Raw genomic sequence first — 21,487 nt, forward strand, 5'->3', positions numbered from 1 at the left:
ACCCGTACTACCTTTCCAACGTGCCGTGCCCATTACCCCGGTGAACCAGACAGGTGCGTGCGTCGATTGCTTCCCTGTCCGCACGGCCTTCCCCGCCATACGATCGGATCGGCATTCACATCGTAACTTTCGAGGCGTGCTCAGGCTTCACTCACGTTACGGCCCGCTGGATTGCTCGGCCGCCTAAAGCGACCTTTGTCACGAGGCTTCGATCCGTCCGATTGCTCGTCCAAACCGCTCGTCAGCTACCAGATCAATCGACAACTCTCTGGGTGGATCCTTCCTCCACTGGTAATACGCGCCGTCGGGGCGCACCGTAGGGTTTGACATAGGCCGGCGGAATCAATCTTACATCGTGTCCAAACTGCCGAATCTCCCGCGCCCAGTGATGAGCGGTCGCGCAAGCCTCGATGCCGACCAAGCAAGGTGCGAGCGAGGAGAAGAACGACATGATCTCGCCTCGCCGGAGGCGCTGGCGACTGGTCACTTGGCCTTGGCTGTCAACTGCATGGATGTGAAACACGTGCTTCGAAATGTCCAATCCAATTGTCGCGACTTTCATAGGGAATAGCTCCTGTTAGCGGGTCCGTACATCGCCAGTATATCGCCGGCGCCGAGGGAGCGGGGCCGTCTTCCCCATCAACGGCCGGCTGCGGGATGAAATGTTGAACGAGACGCTGTTTATCTCGCTGGCCCAGGCCCGTCGTGCTCGGATGCTGGCGCGCCGATTACAACGATGCACGCCCACACTCGCGGCTCGGATTGAAGACCCCGTCCGAGTTCGCACTCACCTGCCAACCGCGCCGGGATTTGGCGCTGCGCTATGCCGAGGGCTCCGCGCCAGCTCCCGTCGCTACCACCACCCAACCGGGCAAATCCAACAGCCGGAGCGCACTCAGGATTGGATAAAACTTGATGTGGTGGAACGGCCCGCTCCAACAGCATCAAAGTGCTAGAACGTGGTCGTTGTTCGAACGCCACAAAGGAGGGACCGTTCCGTGAAACAGGTTATCACCATCGGGCTGGATCTGGCCAAGCACGTTTTCCAGGTTCACGGGGCGGATGCCGAGGGCTCACCCGTGTTCAACCGGAAGCTACGGCGCAGCGAAGTTCTGCGATTCTTTGAGAAGCTGCCAGCATGCCTGGTGGGGATGGAAGCATGCGGTAGCGCCCACTATTGGGCGCGCGAGATCGCAGCTCTCGGTCATGAGGTCCGGCTCATTCCGCCGGCTTATGTCAAACCCTTCGTCAAGCGTGGCAAGACGGATGCGGCGGACGCTGAGGCCATCAGCGAAGCGGTGACCCGAAAGACCATGCGCTTCGTGCCGATTAAGACGGCTGAGCAACAGGCTGCCGCGATGGTGCTGAAGACCCGCGCTCTTCTAGTGCGGCAGCGAACGCAGTCGGTCAACGCGTTGCGCGCGCATCTGGCAGAATTGGGGATCATCGCCACCGCCGGCCTGGCAAAGGTTGAGGCGCTGGTCGCAATCATACGGGATGAGACAGATGCACGCCTGCCCGCAGCAGCGCGCTTCGCGCTGATGGCTATTGCCGACGAGATTGAAGCTTCAGCCGACCAGATCGAGAGGCTCGAGCGCGCAATCGTCGCGGAGGCCAAGCACGACGAGGACATGCGTCGGTTGACCACGATCCCTGGCGTCGGCGCCATTACGGCGGCGACCATCAAAGCGCTTGTGCCGGATCCCGGCGGGTTCAAGTCGGCTCGCCACTTTGCCGCCTGGCTGGGATTGACGCCGCGGCCTCATTCAAGCGGAGGCAAAGAGCGGTTGGGACGAATATCGAAGATGGGAAATCCAGAACTCCGCTCTCTCCTCGTTGTCGGGGCAACGGCCGTCTTGCGGCTTGTCCGAAACGACGTTCGGGCGCGGCCGTGGCTGAAGGCGCTTCTCGCCAGACGCCCCTTCAAGGTTGCCGCCGTCGCGCAGGCCAATAAGACGGCGCGGATCATCTGGGCGCTCCTGAACAAGGGCGGAATTTATCGGCGTCCCGACCCATTGGCGATTGCCGCGGTGACGCAGTGACCGCCAAAACGATCTGACCGGCGCAGGCCGGCAGAGGGCGAGGTGCAACAACAGGCGATGAACCCATGGGACGAAATCCCGAAACGAGTGAAGCTACTGCCCCCAATGCGCTCAAGCGCGTAAACTTGATTTAGCTCCTCGTTCCGCGGATCTCATCGAGGCCAGCGGCCATATTGTGCCGCGCGCAAAGGCCGGACATATGACCGCACCGTTCCAATGTGTGAAATCGACTGAAAAAGCTCTTGCCTCGCGGGCCGTTCCACATATGGGGGCAAGGTCATCTTCACCGGAGCCGGTCGTCGGCGGAAGGGGAGCGACGAGGACAAGGCGCGGATCGTCCCGGAGATAGTGGCGAGTCGGTGTGTTCGGTTAGCCCGGCGGCATGGACTGTCGCCGCAGCAAGCTGTTTGGCTAGCGGCGAAAGTTGCGAGAGGCAGGGGGCGGTCATTCCGAAGGAGACAAAGTTCAGCTCGTGCCGGCGGTGGTGGACCCTGGTGCCGGCGCCGACTGCTCGCCGGGAATGCAAAGCGCGGTGTCCGCTCCACGACCGGCTCGGATCGTGATGCCGTCGACTTCAATCTCGATGATCCCGCTATCTGTCTTGCGCCCCCGGAACAATTGTCGGCGCTGCTGGAAGGGCTCAAGGGGCGGGGTTGTGCACGAGGCGGGGAGACGTCGGCGCCAGCGCAGCCCGGATAGCTGTTGGCAGTGCTGCGGCGAAGCGAATCAGGAGCGTCGGACGCGTCGCCAGATGGCAACGAATATGCTCTGATTTGGGTGTAAAGGACGTGCTGCCTGACGATCTCGATACGCTGAAAGCGATGCGAGAGCGAACGGCTGCGTCAGATCATCGGGGAATTGGGAATTGCGGCGACGCGGTGTGGCCTGCGGGCAGAGACGCTGCCGGAAGATCAGATGTTGCTGGGCCTGGAAGATGTCGAGCAGGTGCAGCATAAAACGAGCTGGCGCGGGAGAGAGTGCGCCTGAAGGCCGTGAGTCGCGGGCTCGTAAGCGCCGCGGCACCCGTGACACCTTGCCGGCGTACCTGCCGCCGATCGAGGTCGTCGCCGTCCTCGCAAGCTCGGCAAGCGTACTTGGGACGTCGGGTCACGACTATCCGGAACTCCGCCGGGACCAGTCCAGCCATTCGCTTGGGTCCTCGCCGATCCGGTGCAACTCGCCCTGGCATTGAGCTCAGTGAGATCAGCCTATTGTTGGTTGGATTGGGACACGTTGTGTATAAGGGCCGCGGGATCTGAGCGAGTGCCACAGCTGCTTGACCTACAACTTCTCAATCCAGCGGCAGCTAGCAATGATCCTAATGCCGAACTTTTGCGAGCAAGCGCCTAAAGATTGACCTGGCGTGATCTTGGTGCCTCAGTGCCGAAGGCCTTCGGCCAACCCGCCTGAGAGCAAGCTCCTGAGCGTGTTGGGGCAGAAGGAGGTGGTGAGCGAATTCTGATAAGAGCAGCACTCCGAAGAATAAGATCATCAAGCAGGTGGCGGGCGGCTGAGGCGTTGTGCAGCCGGGCACGCGTGGAACGTCGAGGACGTGCACGAAGATGGTGCGGTTTGGCTCGAGGGCGCCTGATGGCGCGGGCCGGATCGGCCCGCCGCATACTCGCGGTATGCCTTAGATCTTCGCCTTAGCGCGGCCATCAATGACTCGCCCCGTTGTTGGCTCTGTTTTTGGTTCGTCTGTTGCGACAGAAGGGCCCAAAATCCGGTTGATCACGCTCCGATTGTGGGCGGTCAACATTAAGTCAACCTACCATGTTTGACGGGAGACCGCTGACTAGAGCTGGTCGAAAATTCGCGCAAAGAACACTTTTGTGCTGATGGACTCCGCTGCGGCGACAGCTTCGGGCCTACGCGAACTTATCCAGGAGGGCTTTGTTTATGCACACCGACTCTGCACGACTCGGCATGCGTTCTCTTAATGGGACCGTCATCGAAACTAAGGGGGAGTTCATTGGCTGGCGCACCTGGCCGCGAGTTACGTTTGAGTCCAGATGTGGGCCATTCTACTTCTCCCAAGATGCTGGTGAACGAATCCGATGTGCATTCCGGCTCGAGAAACGGCACCTGAACGGTATGGGCAGCGCTGACTCCGGGTGTCTTATGAAGTTTGCTGAATTCTCCTTGTTCGCATTCGCATTGGCACGACTCGGAATAGAGCGTGCGAGCACACTGTCTTTCTTTGCTGAATTCATGGAGTCTGCCAGCGAAGGTGATTTGATTGAAGCAGAGACAAATGTCGCAAAATCTGGCGAGTTTTTAACTTTGTTAAGTGGTGTCCTGTGCTGTAAGGGCCGACGCGTCCTGGTGTATTCAGGACTTATCAAGCGTGCTGAAGCCGGAGCGGCAAAGAAAAATGAAGTGTAAACTTAAGCCCATTGGCCTAGGTGTTTAGTCCCAGGCTTTGATGGTGCATTCTTATCGCACGATTCGAAGGATGCGCTATGGGACAAGTTTTACACGGCTGCGCCACCACGACGGAGGCAGTCCGTCGAGCAATACAAAATAGTCAAGAGAGCCTGAGGGCGCTCGCCAAGCGCTACGGGATCAACCAGAAGACTGTCGCGAAGTGGAAGGATCGCGAGACTGTCGCCGATATCCCGACAGGCCCCAGGGACGCCAAGTCGACAGTGCTTTCCATCGAGGAGGAGGCGATCATCGTCGCTTTCCGGCGGCATACGTGTAGAAGTTTCGACTTAATCTGACGGCAAGGTTTGAACTGGCAGGGAATGGAGCTGCGGGCGAGCAGGAGCGCTCACCCAAAGGGCGCTCCCGCGCAGCCTGCAGCGTCTCACAGGAGACGTTACCATGACCCAGGAACAGAAGGTCATTCGCGCGAAAGTCGGCATGCTGGAATTGGCCAAGCAGCTCGGCAACGTCAGCCAGGCTTGCCGGATGATGGGCTATAGCCGCGACAGCTTCTACCGGTTCAAGGAACTGTACGACAAGGGCGGCGAGCTGGCGCTGATTGAGATCAGCCGCAAGAAACCGGTCCTGAAGAACCGTGTCGCGCCGGAGGTCGAGGCAGCCGTCGTTGAGCTGGCGATCGACCAGCCGGCCTGGGGGCAGGTGCGGGTCAGCAATGAGCTCAGGAGCCGCGGCCTGTCGATCTCCCCGTTCGGCGTGCGGGCGGTGTGGCTGCGTCACGACCTCGCCAACGTCAAGAAGCGGCTGACGGCGCTGGAGGCCAAGATGGCCCAGGACGGCCTGGTGCTGACCGAGGCCCAGCTCGTTGCGTTGGAAAAGGCCAAGTCCGAGAAGGAGGCGCACGGCGAGTTCGAGAGCGAGTGCCCCGGCTATTGCGGTGCGCAGGACACCTTCTATGTCGGCAACATGAAGGGGGTCGGGCGGATCTATCAGCAGACCTTCATTGACACCTACAGCAAGGTGGCGTTCGCCAAGCTGTATGATCGCAAGACGCCGATCACGGCGGCCGAACTGTTGAATGATCGCGTGGTGCCGTTCTTCGATGCGCGGGGCATCCCGCTGAACCGGATCCTGACCGACCGCGGCACCGAGTATTGCGGCAATCCGGAGCATCACGAATACGAGCTCTACCTCGCCGTCGAAGACATCGATCACACCCGCACCAAGACGAGGAGCCCACAGACCAACGGCATTGTTGAGCGCTTCCACCGCACCGTGCTCGAGGAGTTCTATCCCCGCGGGTCACTTCAAATTCCTCCGGGTGTGGTCAGTCAAATTCCTCCACCCGCGAGGCAGGACAAGGGACTGTTAGTTTGAGTTTGTTTCCCGGGCAAGAGCTTCAGCGGCTTCTTTGAGCCGATAGCTGCGTCCGTCGAACTCAAGCAGATGGCAATGATGCATAAGGCGATCGAGGATTGTCGTGCTCATAGTGTTGTCCCCAAGGTATGCCCCCCAATCCTGCACGACGCGATTGGAGGTGACGATGACGCTGCGGCGCAGTTTGTAGCGCTGATGGATCAGGGTCTGCAGCAAAGTGCCGGCGTCGTCGGGGATGGCGCGTGCGAGGAATAGATCGTCCAGCACGAGGAGATCGCAGTCGATGATGGTTCGCAGCCGGACCTCGCGTTGTGCCGGAGAGTTCAGGGCGTAGCGGTGGAAGAAGTCGTCGGTCTCAAGATACTGGACCTTGTGGCTTTGCAGGATCGCCTGATAGGCAATCGCCTTGGCGATGTGCGACTTCCCGGTGCCAGGTTTGCCGACAAGCAGAGCGTTCTCGCCAGCGGCAATGAACGCCAGGGTGTGGAGCTGGAAGCAGGTCTGACGTGGCAGTTTGGGATTGAAGGACCGTGAGCGTCATCTGGCGACCACGCACTGAGGGTTGATCTAGTCGGCTAGGAAGATCTCGTGGAGAGGTTTGTCACGAGGTCACCGGTCACCATGTCAAGAGCGAGTTGTAAGGATGGCGATAAGGATAGGCATACGCCTATCCTTGAGGACGGCTCCGACACGCTGCGGCGCGTCGAGATCATCACGGGGACCGGCCGACGACGGCGCTGGTCGACCGATGCGAAAGCGGCGATTGTCGCGGAGAGTTTTGCGCCGGGTGCAAGCGCTTCCGGGGTGGCGCGGCGACACGACATCAGCCCGAGCCTGTTGTTTCTTTGGCGTCGTCAGACAACGCGGGCGAAGCTCGAGGAGCATGGAGGCATGCCATCAGGCTTTGTGCCGGTCGCAATCACCGACTGTGGAGGCAAATTGCCGCTATGCGAGGAGCAGGGAGCGATTGAGATCGAGGTCGGCGCAGTTCGCATCCGTGTCATGGGAACGGTCGACCGGCGAGCACTCTGCGAGGTGCTTGCGGCAGTCGGGACGGTCGGCCGATGATCGGGCCCCGCGCTGGGTTATCGATCTGGATCGCGACGCAGCCGGTCGATTTCCGTCGCGGCATGGACTCGCTGGCGATGCTGGTAAGCGAGGCGTTTGGAGCCGATCCGTTCGACGGCGGGCTGTGGGTGTTTCGATCCAAGCGCCGAGATCGCGTGAAGATCCTGACCTGGGACGGAAGTGGCCTTGTTCTCTACTACAAGAGAATCGAAGGGCAGTTCAGCTGGCCTCCGATCAAGGAAGGCGTCATGCCGCTATCTCATGCTCAGCTCTCGGTGCTGCTCGACGGCTCGGACTGGAAGCGTGTGCCGATGCGGGTTGTGGATCAACCAACACGAGCTGGTTGATCATCATCAAGAGTAGTTCGTCATTCATGCAGAGCTGTAGTAGAACGCGCTGCATGATTGATTTGCCTTCCGATCGAGCATTGCTCCAGCAAGCCGTGACGGCACTGTCGTCACGGCTTGCCGTGGTGTCGGCGGAATGCAGCACGCTGGCGGCCGAGCGTGATGTGGCGATCGCCCAACGCGATGCTGCAGTCCAGGAGAACGACAAGCTCCTGATGATCCTGTCCCAGTACAAGCGCACGATCTTTGGTCCCCGCTCCGAGACACTGGATCCCGGACAGCTGTCTCTCTTCACCATCACGGCGCAGGCGGCAGGTGCCGCCGCCAACGACGACGGGACCGGAGGCAGGCTGCCTGATGGAGCGGAAGGCCGTAGCAAGCGACCGGCGCGACGCAACCGGGGGAGGCTTCCGGAGCATTTGCCGCGCATCGACGTCGTGATCGATATCGAGAGCCACATCTGCCCCTGCTGCGGCGAGCGGCTGCACAAGATCGGGGAGACCGTCAAGGAAGCCTTCGACGTCATTCCGATGCAGTACCAGGTCAAGCGCATTGTGCGTCCGCGCTACGGCTGCCGGGGATGCCGCCAGGGTGTGCTGCAGGCACCGGCGCCGGCCCAGGCGATCGACGGCGGGATGGTGACGGAAGCCTTGCTGGCCCACATCGCGGTGATGAAATACGGCTACCAGCTGCCGCTGTATCGGCAGGAACAGATGTTCGCCGCGCAAGGCATCACGCTTGACCGGCAGACGCTGGCCTCATGGATGGGCCGCGCCGCCTGGTGGCTGAAGCCGCTTCACACGCTGTTGCGCGACACAGTGATGTCCTACCCGCGGCTGTTTGCCGACGAGACGCCACTGCCGGTTCTCGATCCCGGCCGTGGCAGAACCAAAGTCTGCCAGTTCTGGGCGATCGCCACCGATGACCGTCCGTGGGGCGGCCCCGCGCCGCCGGCGGTGGTCTACATGTTTGCCGAGGATCGCAAGGCGATCCGCGCCAAGCAGCTGTTCGGGGATTACCACGGCATCCTGCAGGTCGACGGCTATGCCGCCTACAAGGGCCTGATCAAGAACGGCGGCCGTCTGGTGCTGCTGGCGTTCTGCTTCGCGCATGCGCGGCGGAAGTTCTGGGACGTTCACGTCGCGACGAAGTCGCCGATTGCCGCGGAAGCGCTGCAACGGATCGCGATGTTCTACGCCATTGAGGATCGCATCCGCGGTCTGCCGGCGGCGCATCGGGCTGCGGTGCGGCAAACCGACACCAGGCCGCTGATCGAGGACTTCAAACCTTGGCTCGAGGCGCGACTGCTGGAAGTCTCGAAGAAGTCCGGTCTGGGCAAAGCCATCCGCTACACCCTCAACCATTGGGACGGCCTGACGCGCTTCATCGATGACGGACGCATTGAAATAGACAGCAATACGGTCGAGCGCAGCATCAAGCCGATAGGCCTGGGAAAGAAGAACTACTTGTTCGCCGGCAGTGAAGGCGGGGCCGAGACATGGGCCATTCTCGCCTCGCTCATCAACACGGCAAAGCTGCAAGACATCGACCCGCGACACTATCTGACCGATGTTCTCGAGCGCATCGTCTCCGGACGTACAAAGATCAATCAGCTGCACATGCTGTTGCCGTGGAATTGGAAGGCCGAGCGCGACAGTTCGCTGGCAAAGCTCGCCGCCTGATCAGTTCGACGGCAAGGACTCTGGAACTTCCTGCGCATCGCTGGTGTCGTCATAGATCTCCTCGCGGATCACGCGCAGCGTCATCTCGTGCAGATAAACTTGCAACGCCCTCTCCAGCTCGGTGAACTCCGGCAACAGAACTTTGTCGACGAAGCCTCGGGACGCACGGATCACCACCGTGTTGCGTCGTTGGCGGTGATAACGAAACGGCCGCAGCCCGTACCGGCGGCAAAGCGCCAAAAACAGGTGCCGCGACCATTGGTCAGGAAGTGAGAATTGCTGCTCGATCGGCGGATCGTGGCGAGCGAGCTCCGCGACCCGGGCACGCACCCGCTGTAGCGCAGCTTCCGCCGCAAGGCGCTCACCGGCAGTTCCGGCACCCGCGAACAACGCCTCGATCTTCCGAAGCTTCTCGCGCAGCTGCGATTCGCTGGTCATTCTGATCCCCGTTGCCCGCTCCGAACCGGGATCACCCCATCACCGCGCGCCGGCAGCGTCAATCATCCAGACCGCGCTATCCAGAGCATTCCGCGCAAGTCAAGCCCAGGCGCCAGTGATCCTCTCGTGACGCTCACAGGTGTTCACCGACTTCGGAATCGAAAACGTCATCAAGCTGATCAGGTTCTACCAAGAGAACCCTGCACTGCTCAAACGGTAACCCTGCGGCCTACTCCGCACGGATAGTTCAAGCGCATTGCAACTCGCTACAAAAAGCTGACTCGTATCGCCCGCTTCGTAAGCATCCGGTGAGGACTTCACCGGAGGGAGACCCCGCTTGTGCTCTGTCGAAGATAATTGTCACGGGCCGAGTGGTTCAGCTAGCTAAGCGCTTGCCGCCGAATTCCACCGCTGCAGCCTTAGATGTTCGATACGGATCGTCCGAGCACCGTGGCCCACAACGCACGCGGCTCAACTTCCGCTGCGGGGTGCCTCCCTTCCATCCCGCAATGAAGGCACCGCAACGTTTCGTGAACCAAAATTGGTAGTATCTCGATCCATTGAGAGTGCGTTATCAGCATGAAGCAGTTTGGCTACGATACACTGATCACGCGAAGGACAAGGTGCAGCAATGAAGTGCTTAGAGGATTCATTGCGTGTTTCTCGCACGCTCCAAATTCATGACGACTTCCTCGCTGAAAAAGGCGTCAAGTTGAGATTAGGATTCGATTTCGACGAGTTCGCCCGGATCTCTCGCACGACGCCAACGAAAGAGCCAATCGAACCAAATTTCCGGCCAGACCTCTCGCCGATTAACCCAGGCGAGGGCTATTGGATAATGGGACTCGACAACGAGAACGCTGTGGGAATTTTGGCCGCGCAGCGCCTTTACGATCTTTCAGGCAGTAATCTTGCAGAACATTTTGAATCCTTAAAGGCGTTTTATGCGGATCCGGCCGTATGTGCGAATCGTTATTACCGTTGCACTTGCCGAGTCGCAAGTGCAACGACGATAACGGGGAAGGTCGCTTACCACGGGGACTACTGGATCAGAAGCGACTTTAGAGGAAAAGGACTGTCCGGAACCATTGCAAAGGTGACACACAGCCTCTCTTTTGCAATGTGGGCACCAGACTTCCTGTGTGCGCTTGTAGAGCGATGGGCACTAGATAAGGGCCTAGTCTTGCAATACGCGTGTGCGCATCATGAAGGAGACGTATCGATACTGGTGGAGGTGGAAGGGGAGATTATGGATTATGATTACTGGTTAATTTGGCGAACCCGAGAGGAGCTGAGGAACGAGTTTGATGGTCACCGCAGAAACGCACTCATTTTGAACCCGTCGGTCCACTGACAATACGTTAGGGTTCTGAATCCTGATGCCTAGTTGGCAACTTGATGGTCCACCGGAGTTCGCCTTGAGGGGACAAGCTGCTTCGCAATTGCTGGCGAGAAGCTCCGTTCTTACCACCTATGTGTGGCGGTGGACGCGCGACCCAGAAACAAGTGCCGCAGCTGGGCAGTTCCGAGAAAGCCGACCAGCCGCTGCCTTCGTCCGACAGACGATAGCCGAGATGATCACTGCGTCGCGCCCGATCGTGATGCGAAGCTTGAAGTCTGATGCCCTATTTGTCTTGTGCTCATCGCCAGCAATGTTCAGGGCTGTCGATTGTTCACATTACGGAAGCAGGCGCAGCCGGCTGCGACTCCTTAAAAGCTGACGATCTCTGCGTTTTCATCCGCGATCTAGCCACTGTGGCCCAGTAATGAATTCCCTCTTGCGGCGTGCAAAAACATCTCGGGATGATGAAAGCAACCGGGTAATTGCAGGTCGGCTACAGATGATCGTAGGCGTCGTTCCGCCCCACCCTCTCGCTGCACATGGCATACCGCGACGGGCATCTTCAACATTAGCTACTAGAATTGATGAGTTGCCAAGGCATGACGGAGCACTTTAGATGATCCACATACCCGGTCGACGCTATAGACAGTGGCGCGGCGATAAAGATGTAACGCTGTCGACGTCGAGCCGACTGTCAGGAGCCACGGAGACTTCGCAGAATGGCTGAGAATGACCTTGCTTGTGAGACCAGTTCTTGGCTCTTCCTGGGGCCATCTAAGATCAATGGACTTGGTCTTTTTTCGAGGAAACCAACATCGAGCGGCGATGTTGTGGGAAAACTCGGCGGAGCCGTTCTAGAGACGGCCAACAAGAGAACCATACAGATTGGTCATCACCGACACCTTTGTAGCGACTTTATTGACTTTATCAATCACAATTGTCGTCCCAACGCTTACGTCATGGTCGTCTCTGACATGGTCGTTCTGAAGGCCCTCAAGGCGATTGATAGTGAGACGGACGAAATTTCGATAGACTACAATTGCTCGGAGTACTTTCTCGCCGAGCCCTTTATGTGCCGATGCTGCGAGAATTCAAACTATATTGCTGGATACGAACATCTGATCAAAACCAACCAGCATGACTACTTGCGCCGGATAAATCAATTTGTGCTGTTGCACCTTATCCAAATGTCAGACGTGGCAAGGACGAAGTCGACCAAGTCAAACACTCAGTGAAGATCAAGTTAAGGCGAACTCGATGTTGCCTAACGGGTGACAAGTGCAGTCAATTCCTGATCTCAGAAAGGCACTTGCATGAGCCGCGGCACTATGAGCTGTATCTTAGACGCGATGCAACCGATATCGATGTCTCAGAAGACAACCTTTGATCGATATTTTACGGAGTTTCCGCCCAAATGCTGCGAGATGACTTTTGCTAACATTTTTTGCTGGGCCGATCTAAAACACCATCAGGTTTGTGTTTATCAAAATCACCTTCTGGTATCGTACCAGAGGGAATCTGACAGCGAGTTGCGGTTCTTCCCCCCGATAGGAGAGCATCCAGAACAGATAATGCGTGATCCCCTACCTGGGCTCAGAACCTACCGATGGGAGCGTATCCCATATCCCCTTGCTCACGAACTTTCACAAAGCACTTCCCTCGTATTCGATCGTGACAATAGCGACTACTACTACAATGTCGGCGAATTGATGACGTTGAAGGGCAAGAAGTTCGAAGGCAAGAGAAATCTCGTCAGGCGATTTGCGAACCTTAATCCAACCGCGCGACCGCTACAGGCGCGCGATTTGGTTAGTTGCATCGAGCTTCAGGAGAGATGGCTAAGCGACCAAGAAGCTGGCCGAGACTCGGCACTAGAGGAGACCTTCGCCGTCAAAGTCGCTCTACAGTCCTTTGACTCGCTGCCAATAAAAGGAGTGGTGATAGAGATAGCGGGAAAGCTCGTCGGTTTCGCCATAGGCGAGCGGCTCAACTCTTCAATGTTTGTTGAACATCATGAGAAAGCCGAACGAGAGTACAAAGGCGCCTATGAATACCTTCTTCACGCACTAGCACGAGAGATTGCAGCCGAAGCGACTTTCCTCAATCGGGGGCAAGATCTTGGGATTCCGGGTTTGCGCCAGGCGAAAATTAGCTGGCGTCCCGCAGGAATTGTGGAAAAATTCAGTCTTATGGTAGCTTCGTAGGAACACTAGACGGAAGTTGACGCGGTTCTCAACTCAGCGGCCGGCCGCTTCAGGGGCCGAATGCCTCAACGCCCACTGGTTCCTGTCTCTTGCGGACGCCCAGCAAAAGGTGGAGACTTGGCGCAGATACTACAATGAAGAGCGGCCCCATGGCGCGATCGGCAATCGACCGCCGATTTTACTGCAAAACCACGTCGGCGCATCCAGCCCGCCAACGTGATCACGGCGAAAAACTCTAGTTCTGAATGGTCCAAAGTTCGGTCTCGCTACACTAACTCCGAGACTTTAACTGCCGCTGGATAAAAATTCAGTCGCAGGTCATAATTCATCGCTGTCAAGCTGACGTCGAGACGACAGCCCGCATAGCTGTCAACCCAGGTTGCGCTATCCTGCCATCTACGGATCAATGGATGACAGAGAAGCGACACATATATCCACGCCAAGGTTGATGCTATGTCACCCTGCGATAGCCACGTCCAGCACAACAATCATCGAAATGTAGCACTTGCCCTTGACTAAGGGCTCTGGTCAATGGTTCGTCCGCGGCTTGAATCTAATGAACCGTATAAGCATGGTCTTCTTCAACGAAAATGATCCATCTGAGGATCCGCACTCTCGGAGGCCTCGAGTTCCTTTGCATTAACGTCGGCAGTGCATCAGCAGACCAAACGCTTCTCCGGCAACGACGACAATTTTCATGTCAATGGCAGCTCTCCTCAATCAGTTAAGAGAAACAAGCGGCAGCTCAACCGCATTCTTTTGTGGGTGTGGCGTCGGCAGCATTCCCTGAAGGTCCATGCCTTCCACGCGAAAATAGGAGTTGCGCTTTACTTCCAACGTTTTTCGGCAATGCCGATGCGAGGCCCTTTGGCAGGAATAGCAGCACGACAATCATCACCAAGGCAACCAACATGTGACGCCCCTCAGAAAAGTTATCAATGGTAGCAAACCCTTCCGAAATGAAAGTCAGCATAAGCGCCGCAAATAAGGGACCATAAATACTCGAGGTGCCGCCGACGAGTACCATGCTCAACACAAGCGACACGGTAGAGAAATCGAAGACCTCAGGAGAGGCCACGCGTAGGTAGATGACGTAGAACCCGCCTGCCAACCCTGTGAAGAACGCACTGGCGACTAGTGCAAACAGCCGCTGCCGTGCGACTGGTATGCCGCGCGAGACACCATAATCCTCGTTGTCGCGCAGAGCTATTATAGAAAGGCCAAAATTCGAGACGACCAGCCGACGCAGACACACGGTCGAAAAAACGAGCAGCGAAAATGCCACATAATAGTAGCCGAGCTTGTAGTCGCGCACGAAATTGTAATTCGGAAGCCATATTGTCGGTACCCGTACAAGCCCCTGCGTGCCACCCGTGATATCCGACTGGCTAATGACAAACTGCATCACGAGCTGGCTAAAAGCGAATGTGACGAGGACCACGTAGACGCCCTGCAGGCGAACGACCGGCAACGCGACGATGGCAGCGGCCATAGAGGCAGCCAGTCCTCCTATCAGCATCGCAATCCACGGATCGATACCGAGAAGTTTTGCCGTTAGCCCCGTCGCATAGACCCCAGCGCCGAAGAAAGCCATATGAGCAAAATTGAAGATGCCGGCGTACCCAAGAGTGACGTCCCAGCTTGCGGCTACGATCCCATAAACGAACGAGATAATGAACAAATGCCGGAGATAAACGTCTTGCACAAAGATCGGCACGAGGAGCCCGGCAATCAGCAAAGCCCCGATTAGCCATATCTTTCTGTTGCGGAGGAAGTTCATCACCGCACCACCTTTCCGAGAAGCCCTTGCGGCCTTACGAGAAGGACAACAATCAGCAGCAGAAAGATCACGGACGGTGCCCAGTAGATACCAACGAGAAATACCAGAGCGGCCTCCAGGAAGCCCATTAGATAGGCGGCAACAATTGTCCCACCTAGCGAGCCGAGCCCGCCGAAGATCACGACGATCAGCGCCTTAACGAGCGGCTCAGCGCCGAATTCTGGTGTCAGCAGACGGACGGAGCCAAGAAGTACCCCCGTCAAACCGGCAAGAACGGCCGACAAAGCGAACGTTATAATGAACAGAAGAGACACGTCGATTCCTATCAGGCGTGCACTATCCGGGTTCTGCCCAACAGCCCTTATTCCACGCCCGATCCGCGAGTGACTGAGAAAGAGCCACAGCAAGCCAAGCAAGAGCGGCGCGATAATGATGATAAGAGCTTCCTGAGCCGAGATCGTCGTTTGAAGAAGGCGGATCTTACCAGGCATGATCGGATCCAGCTGCTTAAGCCTGGCGCCCCAGATCAGCTGGATTCCTTTCTGCATGAAAATCATCGCCGCCAGCGTGGTCATCACGGTTATGAGCAAGAAGTCGCGATGGTTGTAAAACGGCCGCACTATAACCCGTTCGATCAAAATGCCGGCACCCACCATGGTAGCTACTGTCAGCGCTATTCCGGCGGCCAATCCGAAATCGAGGCCAGCCGCATCGGATACTGTCCAGGCAACATAGGCACCGAGCGTCATCAGCACTCCGTGGGCAAAATTGAAAATACCGAGTGTCGACCAAACGAGTGAAAGGCCGCTCGCCATTAAAGCATAACCAGAGCCGAGCACTATACCGCTGACGAGAATGGCACTAAGGACGTCGGCCGTCATCATGCGTGCTCCGATCCAAAATACATGTCCATGATTTCTTGATGGTCCACTTCTGCGCCTCGCTTGATTTCTCGGGCAATTTCCCCGTGATCAATGAGGTACATTCGGTCGACCAGCGACAGGATGAAAGCTATGTCCTGTTCAACAAGGAGAAGTGGAATGCCTCGTGACGATATTTCTGCTATCGCCTCGGCAAGCTCATCCTTCAGCTTGGGCGATAGCCCAAGCGTCGGTTCATCTAGCATCAGCATGCGAGGTGCGCACATGAGGCCTACACTGATCGAGAGCATCTGCCTCTCGCCGCCCGACAGCGTCTTGCATTGTTGTCGGCGGCGCTCAGCAAGTCGTGGAAAAAGACGGAGCACGTAGTCCAGGTTCGATTTTAGCTCTTCCCGCGCACATTTGGTGTAGGCCGCGAGCTCAAGGGTCTCCATGATCTGCATATCGGGAAAGAGTCGATTGCCCTGGGGCACGTGAATCAGACCGCGCGCAACGATTTTCTGGGCAGCAAGATCATTGATCGGCTCACCCATGAAGCGCACATGGCCTACCCGCGGGTGGATCACCCGCGAGATCGTGTTTAGCAGCGTCGTCTTGCCATGCCCGTTGGGTCCAAAGAGCCCCACGCGCTCATTCGAGCCGACATGCAGGCTCATGCCGACTAGCACGTTGGAAACATCATACCCGGCATGTAGGTCTATGATTTCAAGTGCTCTTGTATTGCTGCTCAAAGACCCGCCTCCCGCTTCCCGAGATAAGCTTCAACAACTTCGGGGTTTCGCACCACGTCTTCCGGCTCGCCTGAAGCGATGACAGCGCCGTGGTTAAGGATCATCAGGTGCTTGGATACTTTCAGGAGAAGTGGGAGTACATGTTCTATGAGAACGATGGTTATGCCGCGCGCGTGTACGGCACTTATGAGATCCGAAAGACCGGATACTTCCGGCTTCGTCAGGCCGGCGGCAGGCTCGTCAAGAAGAAGTACCTTAGGACGGCCCGCAATTGCTGAAGCGATCATTAACTGCTTGCGCTCGAACACGGAGAGATTTGAGGCAGATTTTGTTCGATGCTCTTTCGCCAACATTACATCATCGAGAGCCCGTTCCGCAGCGTCCTTCGCTTCGGCCGAGGACATCTGGCCGCAATAGACAGCGCTTGCGTAAACATTTTCGCGCGCTGTAAGAGTGGCAAACTCCGCATCCTTTTGGAATGTGCGAAGGACCCCCGCTCGACTGATCTCATGCGGCCTTAGGCGATGGATCGGCCTGCCGGATAGGATCACCTCGCCCTCGCTCGGACCGAATGGGATCCCAGTGATGACATTGAAAAGCGTGCTCTTGCCACTGCCGTTCGGACCGGCGATCCCGAAGATCTCACCTTTACCGATAGAGAACGAAACGTTGTCGAGCGCAACCAATGCGCCAAACCGTCGAGTGACGCGACGGATCTCGAGCAATGGCTCCCTTTGACCTTCTTTTACCATGGTACGCTCTTCGCGGCTGGCGTTGAGGAAGCAGTGGCCACGCGGTGACGCCGCGTGGCCGCTTGACCGTGAATGCTATTGCTTCATCCAGGGGGGCATTTGGAATTCTCCATCGCTGTACTGCACCGGATAGAACAGAACCCGTTTGCCGTCCCAGATCTGGAAGAACTGGATCGGAAGCGCGTTGTCGCCTTGCACAGCAAGATGTGTCTTAGGATCAAAGGCGAGCGCCCCCCCCGCGATCTGTTTTTGAGTCTCGCCGATGGCTTTGCCGATGGCGAGCCGCTTGGTCGGATCACCTACCTTCTTCAGAGCATCGGCATAGATCATGACTTCCTCATAGAGTGCCGGCCCGTATGAACCCGGTTCGCTGCCATACTTTTCTTGGTATTTCCTAATGACCTCGCCCGCTCGTGGGTTTTTCGGAGTATTGAGTGTGCCACCCAGCAGATTGTAGACGATGCCAGTGGACTGCTTACCAGTCAGCTTGAGGAATTCGGGAACCGAAGGCGCGTACTGGATAAAAACAAGACTATTCGTCGGTTGCTCGAGGAACTGCGTCAGGAACTTGGCTGCATTACCCGGCTGATAGTCGGTATTGATGATAACAGCAGGATTGTCCTGGCGGACCTTGGCCAGAAACGTACGCCAGTTGTCGATCTCACCGAAAGGGAGGAGGTCCGTTGACGTTACAGTCCAGCCCCCCTCTTTGAAGCTCTTCTCGAGCCCGTTCATAACCGTCTTCGAATAAGGATTATCGGAGGAGATCAGGGCAACTTTCTTATTGGGTAGCTTCAGCTTTCCGCTCTTCTCCAACTCCCCCAGGACTGGAACCATCGCTGTATTGTAAGCGTCGTAGGACGGGTTTAACGACCAGACAGTCGGGTACTTGTCCGGATGGGGCGCGATGATGTCCCGCGTCTGAGCCGTGTTCGCCGAGATCAGATAGGGCAACTCATGTTCGGCTATGGTTTCGATCTCGAAATTGCTGCCACTAGCGTAGCCGGTAAACATCGCATTCAAGTCACGGTCGCTGGTAAGTCGCTCGATTGCGCTGGTCACCGCATCAGCGGACTGATTCTGGGTGTCACCAACGACAACCTGCAGCTTGTACCCGGCTACACCACCGGCAGCATTGATCTCGTCAACGGCAAGCTTGGCGCCGTTGATCATTTCATTTCCGTCCGCCGCCGAGCCGCCAGTCAGCGGCGCAAGCACGCCGATCTTAGCAACTCTATCGGCGGCACGGGCAGGCAACGCCGCAGCAAGAGCGGCAAGAGTCAGGCTCACGCAAAGAGTAGATCGTTTCATGGTCATGTTCACCTCTCTGTCATTGCACACGCTGGATTACTTGACGCCGCACCAGTCGATTATGGTGGCTGCCAAGGTTTTGGTCGTCTCTTTCAGGGAAGCAATGTCCACGTACTCGTCGGTACCGTGAAAACCGTCCCCGGATGCACCGCAGATCACAGCATCGACTCCTGCGCCGGCGTAGTGACCACCGTCAGTGACGAACGTGACACCTGCAATTTTCGACTTTCCGCCAAGTTGCGTTCGGCGCTTCATCAGCGACTGCACGATGGCGTGATCGGGCGAAGTATCAATAGGCGGGAAATGGAGACCACCGAGCTCCCATTCGACCCTGATCGGATTGTTCTGCAACCAGAGATCCTGCTGGCAGAAGTGATGAACAAAGGCCTCGAACTCAGACCGTATGTCTTCTTGTCTCTGATTGGGAAGGAATTTATAGTCGAGGTCAATGACAGCCACATCCGGGACAATAGCGGGGTTCGTCATTATAAGGGGTAAACCATCCGGCCCGAGGCCTGCACCGGCGCGCATCGCGCCGACATTGAAGGTATTCATACCGGGCGGCAGCAACGGATGCTGACGATTGCGGCATCGCGAGCTTTCGAAGTTCCTGAGAGCGTCCAGAAAACGCGCTGCTATGTCGATCGCGTTCACGGCTGGCCTCAACCGATCAGGTCCATCGCGCTGCGGCCAGATTTCGTTATAACGCCACGCAGAATGGCCCTGTCGACCCGTGATGGTGATCCGTATCCATTCCAGGCCCCCTTCACAAATTTGGATCTCGCCCCAACTTGGTTCAGTGATAATGGCAGCCTTGGCGAGATGGCCGCGTTTGACGGCATCAATCGCACCGAAGCCGCCAGCCTCCTCATCGACGACAGAATGTATGGCGACACGGCCCTGAAGCCCGATGCCCGCGGCGCAGATGGCGCGAACGGCGCCTATGGCCGCCGCTACACCACTCTTCATATCGACCGCTCCGCGACCGTAAAGCTTACCGCCTATGATCTCACCACCGAAGGGATCAACGCTCCAGCTACTGCGCTCGCCGATCGGCACTGTATCGATATGGCCGCACAGCAAAAGACTACGCTCTTCGGCGCCGCCGATCTGGCCGACCACGTTTGGCCTATCGGGAAAGACATCCCATCGTTCAACCGACATGCCGATCGAAGTGAGCTCCGATTGGACCAGGTCCTGGACAGCGCTCTCGCGGTTCTGGCGAGCGTCACTGATAAATTTCGGGTTGACCGAGGGAATTCGGACCAGCTTTCGGGTGAGCTCAGTTGCATAGCTTCCATCTTCGTCGATGGCCTTCCAGGCAGCTTTCACCGCATCTTCAAGATTTGCCATTTCAATTCCTCCCTTCGGGTTCGTGGTTCGGACGCGTTACCCCGGCGTTATCGATTGTAAGCCGACAAGGACGCGCCGCGACGCCGCGCCGTGCATGGAACAGCTGTCCGGAAAGATCCGGCGACGTTTGGCCTATCAAGAAAAACCTCTCCTCGGTCTACCGGTGTGCCGATTGGTGTCTGCTCCAATTCCACCAAATTCTGCGGCCCTTTCGCGACTCTGACGCGACGCATTGATGAGCTTCCTGTTGAGTACAGGTGTTAAGCGAGCTTACGCTTGAATTCAGTCATGGCCCTTCGAGCCAACCTTGACGGCAGCTTCAAGATTGGGCATTTCGATCACTCTTCTCGCTGGACGGAGCCGCACACACTTTGCCGATCTCATCAATCAGTGCGTCCGTGTACACTTGGCGGCAGTATCCCTTGATCGCCCTCAAACTACCGTCGTGTCGCTCTTTGCTATAGGTGGCGCACGCATCCGGCACGAGGGTGACCAGGTAGCCTAGGTCGCAAGCGGCGCGCACCGCAGATTCGACGCACTGGTCGGTAACGAGCCCGCACAACACCAGCTGCTTGACCCCGATGTTGCGCAACAGATAATCGATATTGGTCGATACAAAGACGCTCGATGATGATTTCGGTAGAACGATCTCGTCGTCCCCTGGCGCGATTTCGTCGATCACCTTGCCGTCCCACGAACCTTTCGGTACGTTAAATCCGGTGATTTTGTAGTCGAGACTTCTATCGCGACCGTCGCTCGTGAGACTCTCGATGGTCGTGTACATCACCTCAATTTCTGCCGCGCGGAATGCCGCTTGTAGTCGCTCCAGGTTGGGGATTACGACGGACTTCAAACGATTGAAGAAATAGCCGTACTTGCCGGTGATATCCGCCTCGGGCACATCCTTGAATTCGCCGCCATCGCGCCGAGCGCAAAAATTCTGCACATCGATCAGCAATAGTGCGGCTTCTTTTCGTTTGAGCGGCACTTCCCGCGTCGTCGGAAAGTCAGTCATTGCCAGCACCTTTTGCTAAAGCCTCGATTAAGGTGTCGGCAATCAACTTGGCCCAGACGCGCTGTCCTTCGGAATCGCTGATTAGATCGTTCCGGATTTCAAGCAGCAGGTGCTGCAAGCCGCGCTGCTCTCCGTGTATCGGGACCGTGTAGTCTCCCTTGTCGTCAACTCGATAGGGCTCGTTGTGGGCCGATAGTATCGTTGGATTTCGCCCCTGGAAGACAGTCAGGAAACGTTCGGCAAAGCTACGATCACGATTGGAAAGAACGCCGAGCTGCCAAGGCCGATCGGGCCCTCCCCTCAGCCGCGGCGTGAAACTGTGCACAGCGACCAGAATCGTCAGAAATCGTTCCGCCGCGCGACGATCTAGAAGGAGCGCCACTTGCCGATGGAATGGCTCGTGTATTTCCACGTAACGCTGACGGCGCTCTTGCTCCGACAGGCGCAGATTGCCCAGCACTGTTGTGCTGTCGCTCATCTCTGGAATGCAGTCAGAGACATCGAAGGGACGATTGCAGTCGATCACTAGGCGGCTGTAGCGCTGCAAGAAGAGCGGAGCGTCGATCAAATCCGCAAGTTGGCGCGCAACCCCTTCGGCACCGATGTCGTGCGCGATATGCCTGTGCATTTCGGCCGCAGCGAGACCCAAGTCTCCAAGCCGCCGCGGGATAATCGTTCCCGCGTGCTCGCAGATCAAAACGAAGGCTCCACGCCCGTTAGCATTGATCAAATCAAGGGGCGAAGGGTCAGACGGCGATAGCAACTTTGCGGGGGTATCA

General features: G+C 57.3%; 17 protein-coding genes and 8 pseudogenes. 13 read left to right on the forward strand and 12 right to left on the reverse strand.

What is annotated here, in order from left to right:
* Window positions 1-316 precede the first annotated feature (316 nt).
* Window positions 317-562, reverse strand: a pseudogene (locus ACVWW6_RS00275) (IS110 family transposase); the annotation flags it as partial.
* Window positions 563-641: 79 nt separating this feature from the next.
* Here ACVWW6_RS00275 and ACVWW6_RS00280 point away from each other — a divergent pair.
* The 3 genes and pseudogenes from ACVWW6_RS00280 to ACVWW6_RS00290 all read left to right on the forward strand — a co-directional run.
* Window positions 642-909, forward strand: a pseudogene (locus ACVWW6_RS00280) (integrase core domain-containing protein); the annotation flags it as partial.
* 89 nt (window positions 910-998) lie between these two features.
* Window positions 999-2,042, forward strand: a complete 1,044-nt coding sequence (locus ACVWW6_RS00285; protein WP_018273859.1) for an IS110 family RNA-guided transposase — start codon at window positions 999-1,001, stop codon at window positions 2,040-2,042.
* A gap of 821 nt (window positions 2,043-2,863) precedes the next feature.
* Window positions 2,864-3,108: pseudogene (locus ACVWW6_RS00290) on the forward strand (IS66 family transposase); the annotation flags it as partial.
* Here ACVWW6_RS00290 and ACVWW6_RS00295 read toward each other — a convergent pair.
* Window positions 3,109-3,230, reverse strand: a pseudogene (locus ACVWW6_RS00295) (IS66 family transposase zinc-finger binding domain-containing protein); the annotation flags it as partial.
* A 933-nt stretch (window positions 3,231-4,163) separates the two neighbouring features.
* Between ACVWW6_RS00295 and ACVWW6_RS00300 the strand changes: the two are divergent.
* The 3 genes and pseudogenes from ACVWW6_RS00300 to ACVWW6_RS00310 form a co-directional block, all read left to right on the forward strand.
* Window positions 4,164-4,427 carry a hypothetical protein gene (locus ACVWW6_RS00300; protein WP_456679851.1) on the forward strand — a complete coding sequence of 88 codons (264 nt, stop codon included), beginning with the start codon at window positions 4,164-4,166 and terminating at the stop codon, window positions 4,425-4,427.
* Between the two features lie 77 nt (window positions 4,428-4,504).
* Window positions 4,505-4,756, forward strand: a pseudogene (locus ACVWW6_RS00305) (helix-turn-helix domain-containing protein); the annotation flags it as partial.
* Between the two features lie 112 nt (window positions 4,757-4,868).
* Window positions 4,869-5,720: pseudogene (locus ACVWW6_RS00310) on the forward strand (IS481 family transposase); the annotation flags it as partial.
* 75 nt (window positions 5,721-5,795) lie between these two features.
* Here ACVWW6_RS00310 and istB read toward each other — a convergent pair.
* Window positions 5,796-6,332: pseudogene (gene istB, locus ACVWW6_RS00315) on the reverse strand (IS21-like element IS1631 family helper ATPase IstB); the annotation flags it as partial.
* Between the two features lie 93 nt (window positions 6,333-6,425).
* Here istB and tnpA point away from each other — a divergent pair.
* The 3 genes from tnpA (at window position 6,426) to tnpC (ending at window position 8,901) form a co-directional block, all read left to right on the forward strand.
* A complete protein-coding gene (gene tnpA, locus ACVWW6_RS00320) occupies window positions 6,426-6,872 on the forward strand; it encodes an IS66-like element accessory protein TnpA (RefSeq protein WP_060908461.1) in 447 nt (148 codons plus the stop codon).
* Window positions 6,869-7,219, forward strand: coding sequence for an IS66 family insertion sequence element accessory protein TnpB (gene tnpB, locus ACVWW6_RS00325; protein WP_038379303.1), 351 nt, complete (start codon window positions 6,869-6,871; stop codon window positions 7,217-7,219). Before tnpA ends, tnpB begins: the two co-directional genes overlap by 4 nt.
* Window positions 7,220-7,314: 95 nt before the next feature.
* Entirely contained in the window at window positions 7,315-8,901 is a 1,587-nt protein-coding gene (gene tnpC / locus ACVWW6_RS00330) for an IS66 family transposase (protein WP_371740533.1), read from the forward strand.
* Here the strand turns inward: tnpC and ACVWW6_RS00335 are convergent, their stop codons facing one another.
* Window positions 8,902-9,339: a hypothetical protein gene (locus ACVWW6_RS00335; protein WP_060908463.1), complete on the reverse strand. Its 438-nt coding sequence runs from the start codon at window positions 9,337-9,339 to the stop codon at window positions 8,902-8,904.
* Window positions 9,340-9,991: 652 nt separating this feature from the next.
* Between ACVWW6_RS00335 and ACVWW6_RS00340 the strand changes: the two genes are divergently transcribed.
* From ACVWW6_RS00340 to ACVWW6_RS00355, 4 genes and pseudogenes are all read left to right on the forward strand, one after another.
* Entirely contained in the window at window positions 9,992-10,693 is a 702-nt protein-coding gene (locus tag ACVWW6_RS00340; protein ID WP_456679852.1) for a hypothetical protein, read from the forward strand.
* A 707-nt stretch (window positions 10,694-11,400) separates the two neighbouring features.
* Window positions 11,401-11,916: an SET domain-containing protein-lysine N-methyltransferase gene (locus tag ACVWW6_RS00345; RefSeq protein WP_456679853.1), complete on the forward strand. Its 516-nt coding sequence runs from the start codon at window positions 11,401-11,403 to the stop codon at window positions 11,914-11,916.
* A 78-nt stretch (window positions 11,917-11,994) separates the two neighbouring features.
* Window positions 11,995-12,885 carry a DUF2156 domain-containing protein gene (locus ACVWW6_RS00350; RefSeq protein WP_456679854.1) on the forward strand — a complete coding sequence of 297 codons (891 nt, stop codon included), beginning with the start codon at window positions 11,995-11,997 and terminating at the stop codon, window positions 12,883-12,885.
* 39 nt (window positions 12,886-12,924) lie between these two features.
* A pseudogene (locus ACVWW6_RS00355) lies at window positions 12,925-13,105 on the forward strand (integrase core domain-containing protein); the annotation flags it as partial.
* A 525-nt stretch (window positions 13,106-13,630) separates the two neighbouring features.
* Here ACVWW6_RS00355 and ACVWW6_RS00360 read toward each other — a convergent pair.
* From ACVWW6_RS00360 to ACVWW6_RS00395, 8 genes are all read right to left on the reverse strand, one after another.
* Window positions 13,631-14,665 (reverse strand): branched-chain amino acid ABC transporter permease, encoded by a 1,035-nt coding sequence (locus ACVWW6_RS00360; protein WP_456679855.1) that lies wholly within the window; start codon window positions 14,663-14,665, stop codon window positions 13,631-13,633.
* Entirely contained in the window at window positions 14,665-15,549 is an 885-nt protein-coding gene (locus ACVWW6_RS00365) for a branched-chain amino acid ABC transporter permease (protein ID WP_456679856.1), read from the reverse strand. The genes ACVWW6_RS00360 and ACVWW6_RS00365 overlap by 1 nt, the downstream gene beginning before the upstream one ends.
* Window positions 15,546-16,277, reverse strand: coding sequence for an ABC transporter ATP-binding protein (locus ACVWW6_RS00370; RefSeq protein ID WP_456679857.1), 732 nt, complete (start codon window positions 16,275-16,277; stop codon window positions 15,546-15,548). Before ACVWW6_RS00370 ends, ACVWW6_RS00365 begins: the two co-directional genes overlap by 4 nt.
* A complete protein-coding gene (locus ACVWW6_RS00375) occupies window positions 16,274-17,029 on the reverse strand; it encodes an ABC transporter ATP-binding protein (RefSeq protein ID WP_456679858.1) in 756 nt (251 codons plus the stop codon). Before ACVWW6_RS00375 ends, ACVWW6_RS00370 begins: the two co-directional genes overlap by 4 nt.
* Window positions 17,030-17,104: 75 nt before the next feature.
* Window positions 17,105-18,346 (reverse strand): ABC transporter substrate-binding protein, encoded by a 1,242-nt coding sequence (locus ACVWW6_RS00380; RefSeq protein WP_456679859.1) that lies wholly within the window; start codon window positions 18,344-18,346, stop codon window positions 17,105-17,107.
* 30 nt (window positions 18,347-18,376) lie between these two features.
* Entirely contained in the window at window positions 18,377-19,693 is a 1,317-nt protein-coding gene (locus ACVWW6_RS00385; protein ID WP_456679860.1) for a M20 family metallopeptidase, read from the reverse strand.
* A gap of 319 nt (window positions 19,694-20,012) precedes the next feature.
* On the reverse strand, window positions 20,013-20,708 hold the full coding sequence (locus tag ACVWW6_RS00390; protein WP_456679861.1) for an isochorismatase family cysteine hydrolase: 696 nt from the start codon (window positions 20,706-20,708) through the stop codon (window positions 20,013-20,015).
* Complete coding sequence (locus ACVWW6_RS00395) at window positions 20,701-21,405, reverse strand: N-formylglutamate amidohydrolase (RefSeq protein WP_456679862.1); 705 nt, start codon at window positions 21,403-21,405, stop codon at window positions 20,701-20,703. Before ACVWW6_RS00395 ends, ACVWW6_RS00390 begins: the two co-directional genes overlap by 8 nt.
* Window positions 21,406-21,487: the final 82 nt, after the last annotated feature.

The sequence above is a fragment of the Bradyrhizobium sp. USDA 3311 genome, from assembly GCF_054062495.1.